This window comes from Dellaglioa sp. CoH-57-MRSF-20 (assembly GCF_056781955.1).
This window is the reverse complement of record NZ_JBXAXV010000002.1, coordinates 286,231-305,613: the sequence shown is the minus strand read 5'-3', so window position 1 is coordinate 305,613 and position 19,383 is coordinate 286,231. Positions and strand designations below refer to the sequence as shown.

At 33.6% G+C, this 19,383-nt stretch carries 20 protein-coding genes and 1 other annotated feature; all 20 genes read left to right on the top strand.

What is annotated here, in order from left to right:
• The coding region (locus AC1RPN_RS03330) for a DNA translocase FtsK (protein WP_481762406.1) at positions 1 to 1,476 on the top strand (1,476 nt) is incomplete at its 5' end.
• Positions 1,477 to 1,545: 69 nt separating this feature from the next.
• A complete protein-coding gene (gene murC / locus AC1RPN_RS03325) occupies positions 1,546 to 2,877 on the top strand; it encodes a UDP-N-acetylmuramate--L-alanine ligase (protein WP_481761401.1) in 1,332 nt (443 codons plus the stop codon).
• A 297-nt stretch (positions 2,878 to 3,174) separates the two neighbouring features.
• A complete protein-coding gene (locus AC1RPN_RS03320; protein ID WP_481761197.1) occupies positions 3,175 to 3,876 on the top strand; it encodes a Bax inhibitor-1/YccA family protein in 702 nt (233 codons plus the stop codon).
• 152 nt (positions 3,877 to 4,028) lie between these two features.
• Positions 4,029 to 6,710: a DNA polymerase I gene (polA, locus tag AC1RPN_RS03315; RefSeq protein WP_481761198.1), complete on the top strand. Its 2,682-nt coding sequence runs from the start codon at positions 4,029 to 4,031 to the stop codon at positions 6,708 to 6,710.
• Positions 6,711 to 6,731: 21 nt separating this feature from the next.
• Entirely contained in the window at positions 6,732 to 7,565 is an 834-nt protein-coding gene (gene mutM, locus AC1RPN_RS03310) for a DNA-formamidopyrimidine glycosylase (protein WP_481761199.1), read from the top strand.
• A 2-nt stretch (positions 7,566 to 7,567) separates the two neighbouring features.
• Entirely contained in the window at positions 7,568 to 8,167 is a 600-nt protein-coding gene (coaE, locus tag AC1RPN_RS03305; RefSeq protein ID WP_481761200.1) for a dephospho-CoA kinase, read from the top strand.
• A 32-nt stretch (positions 8,168 to 8,199) separates the two neighbouring features.
• The gene (gene nrdR / locus AC1RPN_RS03300; protein ID WP_409022693.1) at positions 8,200 to 8,688 is read left to right on the top strand and encodes a transcriptional regulator NrdR; all 489 of its coding nucleotides are present in this window, start codon (positions 8,200 to 8,202) and stop codon (positions 8,686 to 8,688) included.
• A gap of 6 nt (positions 8,689 to 8,694) precedes the next feature.
• Positions 8,695 to 10,095 (top strand): replication initiation and membrane attachment family protein, encoded by a 1,401-nt coding sequence (locus AC1RPN_RS03295; protein ID WP_481762173.1) that lies wholly within the window; start codon positions 8,695 to 8,697, stop codon positions 10,093 to 10,095.
• On the top strand, positions 10,095 to 11,033 hold the full coding sequence (dnaI, locus tag AC1RPN_RS03290) for a primosomal protein DnaI (protein ID WP_409022691.1): 939 nt from the start codon (positions 10,095 to 10,097) through the stop codon (positions 11,031 to 11,033). The genes AC1RPN_RS03295 and dnaI overlap by 1 nt, the downstream gene beginning before the upstream one ends.
• Before the next feature lie 327 nt (positions 11,034 to 11,360).
• Complete coding sequence (gene thrS, locus AC1RPN_RS03285; RefSeq protein WP_481761202.1) at positions 11,361 to 13,307, top strand: threonine--tRNA ligase; 1,947 nt, start codon at positions 11,361 to 11,363, stop codon at positions 13,305 to 13,307.
• A 59-nt stretch (positions 13,308 to 13,366) separates the two neighbouring features.
• Positions 13,367 to 13,504: a sequence feature (ribosomal protein L20 leader region), on the top strand.
• Between the two features lie 56 nt (positions 13,505 to 13,560).
• Positions 13,561 to 14,061 (top strand): translation initiation factor IF-3, encoded by a 501-nt coding sequence (infC, locus tag AC1RPN_RS03280; RefSeq protein WP_409022689.1) that lies wholly within the window; start codon positions 13,561 to 13,563, stop codon positions 14,059 to 14,061.
• Between the two features lie 25 nt (positions 14,062 to 14,086).
• Positions 14,087 to 14,287, top strand: coding sequence for a 50S ribosomal protein L35 (gene rpmI / locus AC1RPN_RS03275; RefSeq protein WP_057973380.1), 201 nt, complete (start codon positions 14,087 to 14,089; stop codon positions 14,285 to 14,287).
• Between the two features lie 58 nt (positions 14,288 to 14,345).
• Positions 14,346 to 14,705: a 50S ribosomal protein L20 gene (gene rplT, locus AC1RPN_RS03270; protein WP_409022688.1), complete on the top strand. Its 360-nt coding sequence runs from the start codon at positions 14,346 to 14,348 to the stop codon at positions 14,703 to 14,705.
• A gap of 308 nt (positions 14,706 to 15,013) precedes the next feature.
• On the top strand, positions 15,014 to 15,547 hold the full coding sequence (locus tag AC1RPN_RS03265; RefSeq protein WP_409022687.1) for a YqeG family HAD IIIA-type phosphatase: 534 nt from the start codon (positions 15,014 to 15,016) through the stop codon (positions 15,545 to 15,547).
• Entirely contained in the window at positions 15,540 to 16,676 is a 1,137-nt protein-coding gene (gene yqeH, locus AC1RPN_RS03260) for a ribosome biogenesis GTPase YqeH (protein WP_481761203.1), read from the top strand. Before AC1RPN_RS03265 ends, yqeH begins: the two co-directional genes overlap by 8 nt.
• 17 nt (positions 16,677 to 16,693) lie before the next feature.
• Positions 16,694 to 17,008 (top strand): ribosome assembly RNA-binding protein YhbY, encoded by a 315-nt coding sequence (gene yhbY / locus AC1RPN_RS03255; RefSeq protein ID WP_409022685.1) that lies wholly within the window; start codon positions 16,694 to 16,696, stop codon positions 17,006 to 17,008.
• A gap of 26 nt (positions 17,009 to 17,034) precedes the next feature.
• The gene (locus AC1RPN_RS03250) at positions 17,035 to 17,682 is read left to right on the top strand and encodes a nicotinate-nucleotide adenylyltransferase (RefSeq protein ID WP_481761204.1); all 648 of its coding nucleotides are present in this window, start codon (positions 17,035 to 17,037) and stop codon (positions 17,680 to 17,682) included.
• Positions 17,675 to 18,268, top strand: a complete 594-nt coding sequence (gene yqeK / locus AC1RPN_RS03245; protein WP_481761205.1) for a bis(5'-nucleosyl)-tetraphosphatase (symmetrical) YqeK — start codon at positions 17,675 to 17,677, stop codon at positions 18,266 to 18,268. The genes AC1RPN_RS03250 and yqeK overlap by 8 nt, the downstream gene beginning before the upstream one ends.
• 10 nt (positions 18,269 to 18,278) lie before the next feature.
• Positions 18,279 to 18,635, top strand: coding sequence for a ribosome silencing factor (rsfS, locus tag AC1RPN_RS03240; RefSeq protein WP_481761206.1), 357 nt, complete (start codon positions 18,279 to 18,281; stop codon positions 18,633 to 18,635).
• Positions 18,635 to 19,375: a class I SAM-dependent methyltransferase gene (locus AC1RPN_RS03235; RefSeq protein ID WP_481761207.1), complete on the top strand. Its 741-nt coding sequence runs from the start codon at positions 18,635 to 18,637 to the stop codon at positions 19,373 to 19,375. Before rsfS ends, AC1RPN_RS03235 begins: the two co-directional genes overlap by 1 nt.
• Positions 19,376 to 19,383: the final 8 nt, after the last annotated feature.

Here is a 19,383-nt window from a genome sequence, read left to right as displayed (position 1 = left end):
GTACAAGATAGCTATTATGATAATCAGTCAGATGAAGAAGTCAAAAGGTCAGATGCAAGTTATCAATTTCCATCACTTGATTTATTACCAGATCCTATTTTAGAAAATGCTGGTGAATTAGATGATTGGGTACTTTCTCAAATTGATGTATTAAATAATACATTGGAAGCATTCCATGTTAATGCAGAAGTTGATGGCTGGACAGTTGGGCCAACGGTGACCCAATTTGAAGTATCATTAGCTGCTGGTGTTAAGGTAAGTAAGATTACCAACCTTGTTGATGACTTGAAACTAGCGCTTGCTGCAAAAGATATCCGTGTAGAGGCGCCAATTCCTGGACGTAGTAGTGTTGGAATTGAAATACCTAATTTAAAATCAAGACCAGTCCTTCTCTCGGAAGTATTGAGATCTCCAGTGTTTATAGAAAATAAATCACCATTGACGGTGGCGTTAGGTGTCGATTTATTTGGTGAAGCACAAGTAACTAACTTACAAAAAATGCCGCATGGATTAATTGCTGGTGCTACAGGGTCTGGTAAGTCAGTTTTTATCAATAGTTTATTAGTTTCTATTTTATATAAGGCAACACCAAACGAAGTTAAATTGTTATTGATTGATCCTAAAGCTGTCGAATTAGCGCCATATCATGATATTCCTCATTTATTAGCACCTGTTATATCAGATGCAAAAGCAGCTTCGGCAGCTTTGAAATGGGCTGTTGATGAAATGGAAGAACGCTATCAAAAATTAGCTGCAGCTGGAGCTAAAAATATTGGTAACTTTAATCAAAAAGCAGAAGCTAATGGCGATTTTGGCCTAAAGATGCCGTATATTTTAATTATTATTGATGAATTAGCTGATTTAATGATGGTTGCTTCAAATGAAGTTCAAGAATATATTGCAAGAATTACACAAAAAGCTAGAGCAGCAGGAATTCATTTAATTCTGGCTACACAACGACCAAGTGTTGATGTTGTTACGGGTACAATTAAAAATAATATTCCAACTCGAATTGCATTTATGGTTTCTAGTCAAATTGACTCGAGAACTATCTTGGATACGGCCGGTGCTGAAAAATTACTTGGACGAGGCGATATGCTCTATCTAGGTAATGGATCAAGTCAGGCTGTTAGGTTACAAGGAACGTATATAGAAGATGAAGTAGATTTAATTACAGATTTTGTTAGAACTCAAGGAAAGCCAAGATATGCATTTAATCCAGATGGACTGAAAAAAATGGCAGATCAAAATGAACAACAAGATGATTTATTGCCAGGTATTTTAGATTTTATTGCGCACGAACAAACCATTTCAACTTCTAAATTACAGCGCGTCTTTTCAATTGGGTATAATAGAGCTGCCAATATTATTGACGAACTTGAAAATCAGCAACATATCTCACATGCTAAGGGGTCGAAACCTCGAGATGTGTATTTAAATGAAGATGAACTCAGACGGATGAGAGAAGAATTTTAACGACAAACTGAATATTAACTCATTTTATGGTAAAATTATGAATGAATAATGTCAGAAAAGGGGATAATGATGAATAACCAAAAAGTATATTATTTTGTAGGAATAAAAGGCTCAGGGATGAGTTCTTTAGCATTAATTTTACACGATCAAGGATTTAAGGTTGAAGGCTCTGATATTGACCAATATACATTCACACAACGTGGATTAGAATTAGCTAATATTAAGGTTTATTCATTTGATGAAAAAAATATCCATGAAGGTTTGACTGTAATTGCGGGAAATGCATTTACAGCGGATCATCCTGAACTTAAAAAGGCACGTGAAATGGGATTAGATATTGTCAGTTATCCTGAAATGTTAAGTCGATTAATGGAAGGTTACACAAGTATTGGTGTTGCCGGCTCTCATGGTAAAACAAGTACAACAGGATTGCTTGCACATGTCTTAAGTGGTATTGCACCAACGAGTTACTTAATTGGGGATGGTACTGGTAAAGGAAAACCTGATGCAAGATTCTTTGTTTATGAAGCAGATGAATACCGTCGACATTTTGTTGCCTATCACCCAGATTATTCAATTATGACTAATATTGATTTTGATCATCCAGATTATTTTACTGGTATTGATGACGTTTTTGATTCATTTGAAACAGTTGCAAAACAAACCAAAAAAGGAATATTTGCTTGGGGAGATGATCCTTTACTCCGTAAAATAAAAGCTGATGTTCCAATTTATTATTATGGTACAAAGGATTCTGATGATTTCCAAGCTCGTGATATAAAACGAACAACTAAAGGTTCTGAATTCGATGTTTATTATCACGATACATCATTAGGTCATTACCAAATTCCAATTTTTGGTGAACATAATATCTTAAATAGTTTGGCCGTTATTGCTGTTTCGTATTTTGAAAAAGTTGATTTAGAAGAAATTGCAAGTGAATTATTAAGTTTTAAAGGGGTTAAACGCCGGTTTAGCGAAAAGTATATTGGTGATATGACAATTATTGATGATTACGCACATCATCCATCAGAAATTAAAGCAACAATTGATGCTGCTCGTCAAAAATATCCTGATAAAGAATTAATTGCGGTCTTCCAACCACATACGTTTAGTAGAACTATTGCGTTGATGGATGATTTTGCAATTAGTTTGAATCTTGCCGATAAGGTTTATTTAACGGATATTTTCAGTTCTGCTCGTGAAACATCAGGTAATGTTTCTAGTGAAGATCTTGGTGCAAAGATTGTTAAGGGTGGCGAGATTATCAAACTTGATAATCTTTCGCCATTACTTGATTACAATAATGCAGTTGTTATTTTTATGGGCGCTGGAGATGTCCAAAAATATGAATATGCATATGAAGAATTATTGAGTAATTTAAGTTTTAAAAATAATTAGTTGCTGAAAAAGAAATGATTTTCGAATCATTTCTTTTTTATTACTTAATTTTTTTTTACGAAAAGTGAAAATTCTTGATAATTTTACATGATTTGGTACACTTGTCCTTATACATACAAGGGGTTATCCTTTAAAAAGGTTAATGCTGTATGAGGTTAAAAGTCATGTTGTATTCTGATTAAAATAAGTAGTATTGCTCTAACTTATTTCATTTTATTAAATTAGTTGTAATAGGTTTTAGTGTATTAATCACAATATTTTAAACATGATTTCTTAATTAACAAGGAGGAAAATAAGATGGATAATCAAAATAGCGTTATTATTAATGAAAAAGATGGATTAAATCATTTTTTAGCAAAATTATATGGGTATATGGCGCTTGCAGTTGGCGTTTCAGCTGTCACAGCATTTTTAACATTGACAGTATTTCAAAAATTAGTTTATGGCTTTATGGCAGAACATTCATGGTCAATTTGGGCATTATTTATTGTCCAATTGGTGGTTGTCTTAAATATTAACGTAAAGGCATCAAGGGCACCATTTGTAACATTTGCTTTATTGATGGGGTATTCTGTACTTGAGGGCGTAACGTTGTCGTTGATTATATCAATGTATTCAGTCGGGAATATCATTGCTGCATTTGCCGCAAGTTCGGCTGTATTCGTTACGATGACCATTTTAGGAAATGTTACTAAACGAGATTTAACTAAATTAGGCACACAGGCATTAGCAGCTTTGGTTGGACTAATTGTTGCTTCATTTGTAAATTTATTCTTACAAAGTGAACTTATTAATTACGTATTCTCATATATCGCTGTGATTATTTTCACCATTTTAACAGCGTGGGACACACAAAAATTAAGACAAGTATTTTTACAACGAGATAGCAATGTTTCAGTTTCTAACTTAGCTATGACAGGTGCACTAATGTTATATCTTGATTTTATTAATTTATTCATTTCATTCTTACAAATCTTTGGTTACGGTGGTAGAGATTAGTAATTCATAAATAAGAAGGTTAAACCTCCAAGTTAAGGATTTATAACTTGGGGGTTTTTATTACTTTATTGAGTTATTAGCGTATTCATTATTAATCACGGCTGATGTTTGGTAAAATAGAGATAGAGATTTTCAAAGGAGACGGATATTAAATGACTAATACTAATGAGAAACTACTATTGATTGATGGAAACAGTATTGCCTATCGTGCATTTTTTGCATTGTACCAATCTGTAGATAGATTTACAAACCAAGCTGGGTTACATACAAATGCATTATATGGGTTTAATAATATGTTGAATGTCATATTAGATACCGAAAAACCGACACATGTATTAGTTGCATTTGATGCAGGAAAGACAACATTTAGAACTAAAAAATATGATAATTACAAGGCCGGTAGATCAAAAACACCGCCAGAACTAAAAGAACAAATGCCATATTTTAGAGAATTACTAGCAGGATACGGCATTAAAACTTACGAATTAATTGATTTTGAAGCAGATGACATTATAGGCACAATGGCAAAAAAAGGTGAAGAAGCTGGATATAATGTGACTATTGTGACTGGAGATCGAGATTTAACACAATTAACAACCGATAAAGTAACAGTTTCTGTCACAAAAAAAGGCGTTAGTGAAATCGAAAAATTTACACCAGAGCATGTAATGGAAAAATTTGGATTAACACCATTGCAAATTATTGATATGAAGGGATTAGTTGGCGATACGTCAGATAATTATCCCGGTGTTACTAAAGTTGGTGAGAAGACTGCAATTAAATTATTAACAGAATATGACTCAATGGAGAATCTTTACGAAAATATTGATCAATTAAAGAAAAGTAAAATGAAAGAGCATTTAATTGAAGATAAAGATCAAGCATTTATGAGCAAAGATTTAGCCAGAATTCGACAAGATGCACCTATCACAATCGATTTTCCTGATACAAAATGGGATGGAAAAGACTTAGATAAGTTAGTTGCTTTCTATGAAAAAATGGATTTTAAAAAATTTTTAAGTCAATTAAATTTAAATTCAGCATCAGATAGTGTAGAAATGAATTTATTTCCAGAACCTAAAAAGACAGATTATAAAGTATTAACTAGTGATAATTTAGATGAATTATCTAAATTATCACAACCAATTTCTTTTTATTTAGAGATGTTGGAAGATAATTATCATACAGCAGATTTTGATGGATTTGCGATAGGTGATGGCAATCAATTTTTCGTAACACGAGATGTTGATTTGTTAAAATCTAAAACTTTAGTTTCAATTCTTTCAAATGATAAAATTAAAAAGAATGTATTTAATTTTAAACGTAATTATGTAGCATTGAACCGATTGGACATTCAACTTGCAGGAACTGAATTCGATCTTTTGTTGGCTTCATATTTGTTAGATACAAGTGATAATAGTAATGATCTTAGTAAAGTTGCACAGAAACATGATTACTATGACGTTAAGTCTGATGAAGAGGTATATGGTAAAGGCGTTAAACGTGCAATTCCAGAAGATGATGATATTTTCTTTAGTCATATGGCATCGAAAGTTGACGCCTTAAATCTTTTGAAAGAACCATTAATGGCCGGATTAGTTGATCATGAGCAAATGGATTTGTACACGGATATGGAACTTCCTCTTTCACTTGTATTAGCCAAGATGGAAATTCAAGGCATTAATGTGGATGCCGATAGATTGAAGATTATGAAAAAGGAATTTTCAACTATTTTAAGTGATATGGAAACTAAAATTTATAGTGAAGCTGGTGAAGAATTTAATATTAATTCACCAAAACAATTAGGCGTTATTTTATTTGAAAAATTAAAATTACCTGTTGTTAAAAAAACTAAAACAGGTTACTCAACTGCAGTTGATGTTTTAGAACAACTTAGTACAATAGCTCCAATTGCAGATTTAATTTTAAAATATCGACAAATTGCAAAAATTCAATCAACGTATGTTGAAGGATTATTAAAAGTTAGACATGAAGATAAGAAAGTTCATACAAGATACCTACAAACACTGACAGCGACAGGCCGATTATCATCTGTAGATCCTAATCTACAAAATATTCCGGTCCGCGTTCCTGAAGGTAAGAAAATTAGACAAGCATTTATACCTGAACATAAGGGATGGAAAATATTCTCATCTGACTATTCACAAATTGAGTTGCGTGTTTTGGCCCATATTGCGCATGATGCTAATATGCAAGAAGCTTTTAAAGAAGGAATCGATATCCATGCTAATACAGCAATGAAAATTTTTAGTTTAGAATCGCCAGATGACGTGACGTCAAATATGCGTCGAACAGCTAAGGCAGTCAATTTTGGGATTGTTTATGGTATTAGTGATTATGGATTGTCACAAAATATTGGGATTACTAGAAAACAAGCACAAACATTTATTGATACTTATTTAAATGAATTTACAGGCGTTAAGAACTACATGGAAAGCGTTGTGCGTGAAGCTAAAGATAAGGGCTATGTTGAAACATTATTCCATCGTCGTCGTTATTTACCAGATATTAACAGTCGAAACTTTAATTTACGTTCTTTTGCTGAAAGAACTGCAATGAATACCCCAATTCAAGGTAGTGCTGCGGATATTATTAAAGTAGCGATGATTAATATGAACAAAATGTTAGAAGAAGAACATTTACAAGCCAAAATGTTATTACAAGTACATGATGAATTAATTTTTGAAGCACCTGAAGAAGAAATTGCTATCTTGCAAAAGAAAGTTCCTGAAGTTATGGACGCTGCTGTTTCTTTAGAGGTTCCTTTAAAAGTTGAGAGTGCGTTTGGTGATAGTTGGTTTGATACTAAATAAAAAGTGGTTGGGGGTAATTATATGCCAGAATTACCAGAAGTTGAAACGGTTCGAAGAGGTCTTAGTCAATTAGTTATAGGTAAGACAATTAAATCAATTGATGTTTTATGGCCTAAAATTGTATCTGGGGATGTACTAGATTTTAAGCGTGAATTAGAAGGTAGAAAGATTGAATCAATCGATAGACTGGGTAAATACTTACTTTTTCGTTTTGATAGTAAAATGACAATGGTTTCTCATTTAAGAATGGAAGGCAAATATTTTGTCCGTGGATCAGATGAACCAATTGAAAAACATTCCCACGTCATATTTCATTTAACTGATGGGCAAGATTTAAGATACAATGATGTTCGTAAGTTTGGACGCATGCAACTAATCCCCACAGGTCGAGAACGTGAACTTTCGGGACTTAAGAAGCTAGGACCAGAACCGACAGAAGATGATTTTAAGCTCAGTTATTTCAAAAAATATTTATCTCGTAAGCATATGGCAATCAAGCCTGTGTTATTAAATCAAGAAGCGGTTGCTGGTCTTGGAAATATTTATGTTGATGAAGTTTTATGGATGAGTAAAATTAATCCGGAACAGCCAGCAAATTTAATTTCTGATAGGAAATTAGCTATATTACGTAAAAATATTATTCTTGAGCTAGCCACTGCGGTACAAGCTGGTGGAACAACAATTAGATCCTATACGGGTGCGTTTGGTGAGACGGGTTTGTTCCAATTTGATTTGAATGTCTATGGTCAAACAGGAAAACCATGTCCTAGATGCGGAGCGCCTATTGTTAAAATAAAAGTGGCACAACGAGGGACACACTACTGTCCACATTGCCAACCGTTAAAGGAAGTTTAAAAATGACTTATATTCTTGGACTAACTGGTGGCATAGCAACAGGTAAATCAACAGTTAGTCGTATTTTTAGAGAAGAAAATATCACAGTTATTGATGCAGACGTTATTGCGAGACAAGCTGTTGAACCAGAATCTGTAACATTAAAAATAATCATTCAAACATTTGGTGAAAAATATTTATCATTAACCGGGAATTTGAATCGAAAAGAGTTAGGTCAGCTAGTTTTTAATGATGCAACAGAGTTAAAAAAATTGAACGGCATTATGGTTCCTGCTATTAGAAAAGAAATCTTGTCACAAATAGAAGTCCAAAAAAAATTAGGTAGCCAGTTAATTATTTTGGATATGCCTTTATTATTTGAGCAAAACTACCAATTACTTTGTGATGCAGTAATGGTTATCTATGTACCTGAAACAGCACAATTAGAACGTTTAATGAAGCGGGATGAATTGTCTTTAGATGAGGCGATGTTAAGGGTTAAAGCACAATGGCCCATTCAAAAGAAAAAAGATTTAGCAGATTTTGTAATAGATAATTCAACAACGGTTGCCGTTACAAGGGTTCAAGTGCTAAACTGGCTTAGTAATCAAATTAATGGTTAAATAATGTAAATAAAAAATAATGAGGTGTCACAATGAAATGTCCACATTGCCAACATAATGGCTCTCGAGTCGTTGACAGTCGACCAACAGATGAAGGTCGCGTTATCAGACGACGTCGTGAATGTGAAAATTGTGAATTTAGATTCACAACATTTGAACGAGTTGAAGCTACACCACTACTTGTTATTAAAAAAAATGGAACACGTGAAGAATTTAATCGTGAAAAGATTCTTAAAGGTATTATCAGTTCTGCTGAGAAAAGACCAGTTTCAATGAAAGCTATCACTCATCTTGTGGATCAAGTGGAAAATAATGTTAGAGCATTAGGTGAAAATGAAATTTCTAGCCAACTAATTGGTGAATATGTTATGGGATTATTGGCTGATGTAGATGAAATTGCGTACATTAGATTTGCTAGTGTTTATCGCCAATTTAAAGATATGAGTGTTTTCTTAAAAGAATTAAATGAAATGATGGCTCGTGATAAAACACCTACAGATAAACCGGATTTGAAGGAATGATAATCAATGATTGATATATGCGGAAATATGAGTCCGAAAGACGGTTATGTCGTTTTAATGGATGAAAAAGTTACAAATGATGATATTGAACGACTAGACTACTTGTATCAACCTGTTATGGGTGTGATTGCGAGTGGTCTATTTGCTCTATTGAAAGGTGAGGCAGGTCAAAATCCACAATTATCTAATCGAAAGATGCATAGTGAATTACTTGCATTACTAAATATTGACATAGCAATGTTTTATGAAGCAAGAAGTGCCCTTGAAGCTTTAGGGCTTTTGAAGAGCTTTGAAAAAGAGGATGCAATAGGAAAAGTTGTTGTCTATCAATTGCGTCGACCTTTGCAAGCAACTGATTTTTTTACAGATGATTTACTAAGCACTTTACTCTGGGAATCGATTGGTGATGGTAGGTACAAAGAAATTACCACTCGATTTGCGTTACCAATTTTAAAATTAGATGGCTTCAAAGAAACATCTAAAAGTTTCTTAGATGTTTTCCAAGTTAATCAAGATCATTTGTCTAATAAACCTGATATTATTTCTGAAAGTAAAAAAGTTTTTTCAACGGACAAGAAGATACCGAAAAAGTTAGTTGAGTCAGGTAGTATTGAGTCATTTGATTTTAAATTTTTTATTGAACTACTGGAAAAGAGTTTCGTTTCTTTGGATAATATCAATGAACAGCGGGATTTAATTATTTCAGAGCATCTCTTGTATGGTATTGATGAAATCGAAATGGCCCAATTTATTGGAGATTCAGCTGACTTATCAACAAATGAAGTTGATTATAATTCATTCAAGCAACATATTGCTCACAAATATAATCAACAAATTAAACTGAAAAAACAAGAAGATTTAACAAGTAGTGATAATAAAAAGGTTAATATGAAATCTGTTGAAACGCTAAAAAAAGTTGGTTTTTCTGAAGAGGATTCGCAGTTAATTCTTGCGAGTGAAGCCTATAAACCTTTTGATTTTTTGAAATCGTTAAAAGAAAGCAAGGGTGGATATGTCACTGACAGTGAAGCATATCTGTTACAGCAACTTATTCAACGACAGATATTTTCTAATTCAGTCATTAATATTCTGATTCATTACATTTTGATTGACCGTGATTTATCAACACTTAATAAATCGTTTGTCGATACTATGGCTAATGATTGGTCACAGCAAAAAGTGAAGACACCTGAAGAAGCCATTAATCAGGTTCGACAATTTAACAATAAAAAGACTGAAACTAAGGCGTCAAACCAACGACAAAGAAAAATAATTAAAAAAGAGACATTGCCTGATTGGGCTAAAGATGACTATCAAGCACCAAAAGTGGATGTAAAAGTTGATAAGGATGAACTAAAAAGACAACTTGCTGAATTTAATAAAACAGCACCCAAAGGAGGAAAATGATGGAAGATTTAGGGACAGAAATCAAAAAATTTCTTGAAAAGGACAACCTGAGTGAAAGATATCCTAATGTTAATTATCGTGATTTAATGAGAAAAGTTTATGAAGATTCAGATGTCATCGCTTTTTTAGATAGAAATAAAGCTGAATTAACAGAGGATAGTATTCGACGCGCTGATGCAAAATTGTATGAATTCTTATCTGAAAAAAATAAAATTATTCTTGGTAAAGGAATGATAGCACCAGGTTATAAGCCACAATTGGTTTTGAATAATCATATGATTGATGTTTCCTATGTACCAACAGATTCTTTTATCGAGGCTCAAAAAAGTAGAGCATTAGCTAAGCGAGTTAAATCAATGAGTATGTCTAAAGATATCAAAAACGCGACTATGAATGGCTTTGATATGGATGAACGTGGGGATGCACTTAGCCAGAGTTTAAAATTTATAACAACATTTGTTGATAGTCCTAAATCTTATCACCAAGCAATGTATTTTTATGGTAGCTTTGGCGTTGGTAAAACATATCTTTTAGGTGCTATGGCCAATGAATTAGCAAGTCGAGGATACCAAACGACTTTAATGCATTTCCCTAGTTTTGCAGTTGAAATTAAAAATGCTATTAGTGATAATCGTGTTTATGACATGCTAAATGCTGTTAAAAAATCTGAAATTTTAATGATTGATGATATTGGTGCCGATGCAATGTCTAGTTGGGTTCGTGATGATATTTTAGGTGTTATTTTACAATATCGCATGCAAGAAGAATTACCAACTTTCTTTAGTTCTAATTTTTCGATGAAACAACTAGAAGATGAGCATTTACGTATTAGTCAAAAGGGTGAAGACGAGCCTCTTAAGGCAAAAAGAATTATGGAACGAATTCACTTTTTAGCAAAAGAAGTTAAGATTGTTGGAAAAAATCGTCGACCTAAATAAGAATAATAGTTGCTAAATTTCACTAAAAATGGTTAAATAGTTATTAAATTGATACGGAAGATTACATTCTTTTTTTATGTCCGCAGGGAGGGAAAGCATAGCTGAAAGCTTTTCTGGCAGAGAATAAGTGATGACCACTTCCATAATGTTGCCTGATTTTTATCAGGTCGGATTGGATCCGTTAAAATCTATGGAGAAAGTTTTGTTTCGGCAAAACTTTGAATTTGGGTGGAACCACGTTAATCGACGTCCCTAATACACGATTTTATTTGTGTATTAGGGACTTTTTTTGTATCAAAAAATATTAAAACAATGGAGGAAGTTAACATGTCAAAAATAAATATTACATTTCCAGATGGCGCAGTTAAAGAGTTTGATTCAGGTATTACGACTGAAGACGTTGCAAAGTCAATTAGTCCTAGTTTAGCTAAAAAATCAATTGCCGGTAAATTCAATGGTGTTTTGGTTGATTATCTTCGTCCATTAGAGGCAGACGGCGCTATCGAAATTGTTACTAAAGAATCTGCAGACGGATTAATCGTTTTATGGCATACAGCTGCTCAAGTTTTAGCTAATGCGTTACAACAATTATACCCAGGTATGAAATTTGGTATGAGTTCTGATATTGAAAATGGTTTCTATTTTGATACAGATAATGGTGAAACACAAGTTAGCGTTGATGATTTGAAGAAAATTCAAGATAAGATGAAATCAATTGTTAAAGAAAATTTGAAAATTGAACGTCAATTAGTTTCAAAAGCTGAAGCTCTTGAATTATTTGCTGGTGACCCATATCGTGCTGAATTAGTAGTTGAAGCTACTGATGAAAATGGACAAGTTGAAATTTACAAACAAGGTGAATTCGTTAACTTAAGCGATGGCGCACAATTACGCTCAACTGCTGATGTTAAAATTTTCCAATTATTATCAGTTGCTGGTGCATATTGGCAAGGTAAATCAAGTAATCCGATGTTACAACGTGTTTATGGTACAGCGTTCTTTAAACAAAAAGATTTAGATGCTGAATTAGTTCGTCGTCAAGAAGCACGTGAACGCGATCATCGAGTAATTGGTAATGACTTAGATTTATTCTTTGTAGATCCAAAAGTTGGTGCAGGATTACCATACTGGTTACCTAATGGTGCTACAATTCGTCGTACGATTGAACGCTACATTGTTGATAAGGAAGTTTCAAATGGTTATGATCATGTTTACACACCAATCTTAGCCAACTTGGATTTATATAAAACTTCTGGTCATTGGGACCATTATCGCGAAGACATGTTCCCACCAATGGACATGGGTGATGGCGAAGAGTTAGAGTTACGTCCAATGAACTGTCCTTCACATATTCAAGTTTACAAGCATCATATTCGTTCATATCGTGATCTTCCTATCAGAATTGCTGAATTAGGAATGATGCATCGTTATGAAAAATCAGGTGCACTTTCTGGTTTACAACGTGTACGTGAAATGACATTAAATGATGGTCATACTTTCGTTGCTCCTGATCAAATTCAAGAAGAATTTAAAAGCGTCCTTCGTTTAATGATGGAAGTTTATGATGACTTTGGGATTGCTGACTATTCATTCCGTTTGAGCTATCGTGATCCAGCTAACACAGAGAAATACTTTGATGATAATGAAATGTGGACAAAATCACAAAGTATGTTAAAAGGTGCTATGGATGATTTAGGCTTAGATTACTACGAAGCTGAAGGAGAAGCAGCATTTTACGGTCCTAAATTAGATGTTCAAACAAAAACAGCGTTAGGAAATGATGAAACGTTATCAACAATTCAATTAGATTTCATGATGCCTGAAAAATTTGAATTATCATACATCGGTGATGATGGTGAAGAACACCGTCCTGTTATGATTCATCGTGGACTTGTTTCAACGATGGAACGTTTTACAGCTTACTTAACAGAAATGTACAAAGGAGCATTCCCAACTTGGTTGGCTCCTAAACAGGTAACAATTATTCCTGTTAAAAACGATCTTCATGCCGATTATGCGCATGATTTACGTGCTAACTTAGTTGCTCGTGGTGTACGAGTAACGGTTGATGAACGTAACGAAAAGATGGGTTATAAGATGCGTCAAGCGCAAGTTACTAAAGTACCTTATATTTTAGTTGTCGGTGATAATGAAGTAGCTGAAAATACAGTTTCTGTTCGTCGACATGGTGAAGATGATTCAAATATCTTTACAAAAGAAGATTTTATTAACAACATTACAAAAGAAATTGCCAACTATAGTCGTAAAGCATAAAAAAGACTCATTTTAATTTGCTTGACAATGAGTCTTCAAGTTGGTATGATATAAAAGTTAAGAAAAAGCAGAGGCTCCCGCTTCTCGCCTGAAGAGACAAAGAGTCTCTGGGCAGAATATTATTGAAATTAAATTCCAATTAAAATGGATTTCAAGCGGGCTGCGATAATTTATTATTGTTGCCCGTTTTTCTGTGTTTTTTCTCAAAAAAATTTGGAGGTGCATTGCCATAGCAGTTGATAAAGTAGACAAAATGGTCAATGAAGGTATCCGCGCATCGGAACTTCGTTTGATCGGTGATGATGGCGAACAACTTGGTGTTAAAACGAAACAAGAAGCACTAGATATGGCAGAAATTGCTAATTTAGATGTTGTTGTTGTTGCCGCTAACTCAAAACCACCTGTTGCTAAGATTATGGATTACGGGAAGTACCGTTTCGAATTACAAAAGAAACAAAGAGAAGCCCGTAAAAACCAAAAGATTGTTAATGTTAAAGAAGTTAGACTTAGTCCAACGATTGATATTAACGATTTCAATACAAAATTGAAAAATGCCTCAAAATTCCTTGCAAAAGGTGATAAGGTTAAAGTATCAATTAGATTTAAAGGCCGTGCAATTACGCATAAAGAAATCGGACGTGATGTCTTGAATCGCTTCGCTGACGCAGCTAAAGAAGTTGCATCAGTTGAATCAAGAGCGAAGATGGATGGACGTAGTATGTTCATGATGCTTGCACCTAAGGCTGAAAAGTAAAGCTATATTAGGAGGATATTAGATTATGCCAAAACAAAAGACTCATCGTGCATCAGCAAAACGTTTTAAACGTACAGGAAATGGTGGCTTAAAACGCTCTAAAGCATATACAAGTCATCGTATGCATGGTAAAACTAAGAAACAACGTCGTCAATTAAGCAAATCAACTACAGTGTCAGCATCAGATAACAAGCGTATCAAACAAATGCTTTCACAAATGAAATAATAAATATAAATTAGACAATTGATGCCATTTTTAAATGGCTCAATAAGGAGGAATTTTCATGCCACGAGTTAAAGGTGGAACCGTTACACGTCAACGTCGCAAAAGAATGCTTAAATTAGCAAAAGGTTACCGTGGATCAAAACATATCCAATTTAAGGTAGCTAAACAACAAGTAATGAAATCGTACCAATATTCATTCCGTGATCGCCATCAAACAAAACGTAACTTCCGTCGTCTATGGATTGCACGTATTAACGCTGCAGCACGTATGAATGGTTTAAGTTACAGCAAGATGATGCATGGCTTGAAATTAGCTGAAATTGAAGTTAACCGTAAAATGTTAGCTGAATTAGCTGTTAAAGATTCAGCAGCATTTGCTGCTGTTGCAGAAGAAGCTAAAAAAGCATTAAGTAAATAATAACTTTTAAGAGGATACTTGACCAATTGTCAAGTATCCTCTTTTTTTAATAAAATTTCTGTAAATAAGTTAAGTATGTTATTTTTAGTGAAATCAAAAAAATTTTATGTGATATCAATGATTATGGTCTATGTAACTAATAAGACAAAATATAATCTTAAAAAGAGCAATATAAAATTGAAATAACTCGTTTCTATTATTTTAAAATGAGAAAATAAAATTAATTTCATTTGTTTTCATGGAAAACATGCAATTTTGTTGAAAGTACATTATACTTAGATTATTATTCTAAAATTGAGGTAGCTAACATGCTTGAGAGATATAAACCAACTTGGATGGTTGAATCAATTTATGATTTAACACCAGAGGATTTACAAAATCATGGAATTAAAGTTGTTATGACTGATTTAGACAATACATTAATTGCATGGGATAACCCAAACGGAACCCCAGAATTGAAGAATTGGTTAGAGCTTATAGCTGCGGCTTCAATTCCAGTGATTGTTGTATCTAACAATAGTCACGAACGTATTGAAAAGGCACTGGAACATATTGGATTACCATTTGTTTCCAGAGCTCTAAAACCATTTACAAAAGGAATTAACCAAGTTAAAAATGAATTTAAGATGAATAATCAAGATTTAGTTTTAATAGGTGATCAATTGATGACTGATATTGCTGCTGCGAATAATGCGGGCATTAAAAGTATATTGGTTAAACCACTTGTTGAATCAGACGCTTGGAATACAAAACCTAATCGTTTCATTGAAAAAAGAATTAAAAATCACTTAATTAAAAAACACGATTTTAAAACTAAATGGGGGAATTCATTGGATGACTGACATAATTGAAGTACCAGAAATTGACGAAGATCTTTTTTGTATTGGCTGTGGCTCAAAAATTCAAAGTGAAGAAGTAGATGAATTAGGCTATACACCTAAATCCGCAGTAAAAAAAGGACTTGAAACAAATGAACTATATTGCCAAAGATGTTTTAGACTACGACATTACAATGAAATTGCTGACGTTAAGTTAACTGATGATGATTTCCTAAAATTATTGAATCAAATTGGTAGTGCTGATGCATTAATCGTCAACGTTATTGATATTTTTGATTTTAATGGTAGTCTAATTCCTGGATTACATCGATTTGTGGGTGATAATCCTGTTTTAATGGTTGGAAATAAAGCTGATTTATTGCCTAAGTCATTGAGACGTTCGAAGTTAAAGGATTGGATGAGACAACAAGCTAATTTACAAGGATTACGACCAATTGATGTTGCATTGACAAGTGCAACAAAAAACTTTGCGATTGATGAATTATTAGAATTAATTGAAAAGTATCGTGAAGGCCGTGATGTGTACGTTGTTGGAGTAACTAATGTTGGTAAATCAACATTGATTAATCAAATCATTAAACAAAGAACAGGTGTCCAAGACCTGATTACAACTTCAAGATTCCCAGGAACTACGCTTGATAAGATTGAAATTCCATTGGACGATGATCGAGCTTTAATTGATACACCAGGTATTATTCATCAAGACCAGATGGCTCATTATCTATCAGGTAAGGCGCTAAGATTAGTTTCTCCTCAAAAAGAAATTAAACAACGCGTCTATCAGTTAAATGAAAACCAAACATTATTCTTTGGGGCTGTTGCAAGATTTGATTACATTTCAGGGGGAACTCCTGGTGTTGTCGTTTATCTTGATAATGATTTAATGATTCATAGAACAAAAACTGAGACTGCAAGTGAATTTTATGAGAAACATGCTGGTGGTTTATTAAATCCACCAACAGATGATGAAATGAACGACTTCCCAGAATTAGTTCGTTTTGAATTTAAAGCAACACAAAAAAGTGATTTAGTTTTTGCCGGACTTGGATGGGTAACCATTAATGAGGGTGCTAAAGTCGCTGGCTGGGCACCAAAAGGTGTTTCGGTTCTTTTACGTAAAGCAATGATATAAGAGGAGTTAACTAACATATGACATTAAGAGGCAAACAAAAAAGATATCTACGCAGTCAGGCACATCATTTACGTCCACTTTTCCAAGTTGGAAAAGAAGGCGTGTCTACTAACTGGTTAAACCAAATTCGCGAAGCAATTGAAAAACGCGAATTAATCAAAATTAACATGCTACAAAATGCAACAATTGATACAAATGAAGTTCGTATTTTTATTGAATCTAATAGTTCAATTCAAGTTGTTCAAGTGATTGGTCATACATTAGTGCTTTATCAAGCAGCAACAGATGTCGAAAATCGAGATATCTCTGACAAAGTTAATTTACTCGCTTAATTTAAAATTTTGAGGAGGTTTTTAGCTTGACTATTCAAGTCCAAAAATTAAAAGAAATTAATTTAGTTACGAAATTTAAGACTAAACCCATTCTTGATAATACGAAAAAGCGTGTTGGAATTCTCGGGGGTACGTTTAATCCGCCTCACTTAGGTCATTTAATAATTGCTGATCAAGTTTGTCAGCAATTAGGATTAAGTGAAGTTCGATTTATGCCGGATGCAACACCACCACATGTGGATAAAAAGGAAGCAATTGATGCAAAGTATCGCCTTGATATGGTTAATCAAAGTATCGCGGATAACGATAAGTTTAAGCTGGAAGATACTGAAATTAATCGCGGTGGTATTAGCTACACCTATGACACTGTGGTTGCTTTAAAAGCAGCTCATCCGGAAAATGATTACTATTTTATTATTGGCGGCGATATGGTAGATTATTTACCGAAATGGTCTCGTATTGATGAATTAGTAAAATTAGTACATTTTGTTGGAGTTAAACGAACGGGATTTGAACAAACAAGTCAGTATCCTATACTTTGGGTTGATGTACCAACAATTGATATTAGTTCAACACAAATTCGAGATAAGATAAAAAAAGGCTGTTCAATTAATTATTTAGTACCTAAGGCAGTCTCAAATTATATTGAGAAAGAAGGGTTGTATCGTGAATAATTTAGTTTATTCTAATAATCTTTTTAGTGGAACTAGAGAAGAATTAGTACAGATTTTGAAGGAAACTTTGAGTGAAAAAAGATTTCAGCATGTGTTAAATGTTGAAAAATCTGCAATTGAACTTGCTCAAAATAATAATGGTGATATTGAAAGAGCAAGTATTGCTGGACTTATTCATGATTATGCCAAGGAGCGGACAGATGACACCTTTATCAGAACAATTAAGCAAAAACATATGGATCCTGATTTATTAAATTGGGGGAATGCTATCTGGCATGGAATTGTTGGCGCAGAGTTGATACATGATGAATTAGGTATTACAGATGATAAAATTTTAACATCAATTGTGAAGCATACGACAGGCGATGTTGAGATGGATTTGTTGGATAAAATTGTCTACGTCGCTGATTTCATCGAAGAAGGTAGGACGTTCTCTGGCGTTCTTGAAGCACGAAAAAAAGCATTTGAAAGTTTGGATGCAGCTGTTGGATTTGAAACAAAACATACACTAAGTTATTTAATTAATACCAATAAAAGAGTGTATCCTAAAACAATTTTGACCTTTAATAAATGGGTCGCAGAATAGAGGAGTAATAATGAATAGTATAGAAAAATTAGAAATCGCAGTTAAGGCTGCTGACAGTAAACGTGGCGAAAAGACGGTGGCTATTGATGTCCATGAAATTAGTCTATTAGCTGATTATTTCATGGTGACACAAGCTGACTCAGCTCACCAAGTTAAGGCTATCGTCAAAGAAATTCAAGATCAAGAAGAACTAGCAGGTGTTGAAGTCCGTCGTATTGAAGGACGTAATTCAACTAGTTGGGTTTTATTAGATTTTGGAGATTTAATTGTGCATGTATTTAAAACTGAATCACGTGAATTTTATGATCTTGAAAAATTCTGGTCTGAAGGCGCATCTGTAGATTTATCAGCATGGATTGAAGAATAATGATTTATACCACCTTTTCAAAATTGTATGATCAATTAATGGATCCTGATTTATATGATTCTTGGCAAACATTTGTCGAAACACAAGTTCCTGATAAGAAAACTGAAATTCTTGAATTAGCTTGTGGTGCAGGTCAATTAGCAATTGCTTTAACGCAATCTGGTTATTCAGTCGTTGGTTTAGATTTATCTGAAGAAATGTTATCAATTGCTGACCAACACGCACAGGATGCGAATGTATCCTTGCCTTTAGTACAAGGTGATATGATGAATTTGGAAGAGGCAGAGTTACCACAATTTGATGCGGTAACTTGTTTTGCTGACTCATTTTGTTATTTACCTGACGCTGATGCTGTAGGAAACGTTTTTAAATCAATTCATGGATTACTACAAGAAAATGGTCGATTCATTTTTGATGTTATCTCAACCTATCAAACGGATGAGATTTATCCAGGTTATATGTACAACTATCAGGATGATGATCAAGCTTTTTTGTGGTCAACATTTAAAGATGAAGAGCCACACAGTGTCGTTCATGAATTAACTTTTTTTGTCAAAAATGATACTAACTGTCAATTTGAACGTCTAACTGAGGACCATCATGAACGAACATATTCAGTTAATACGTATACTGAATTGTTAAAAAATGCTGGATTTAAGAATATTAAAATTTCGGCTGATTTTGGCACAAGTCAAGTTGATGATAAAACAACAAGACTATTTTTTGTCTGCGATAAATAGGAGTGAGT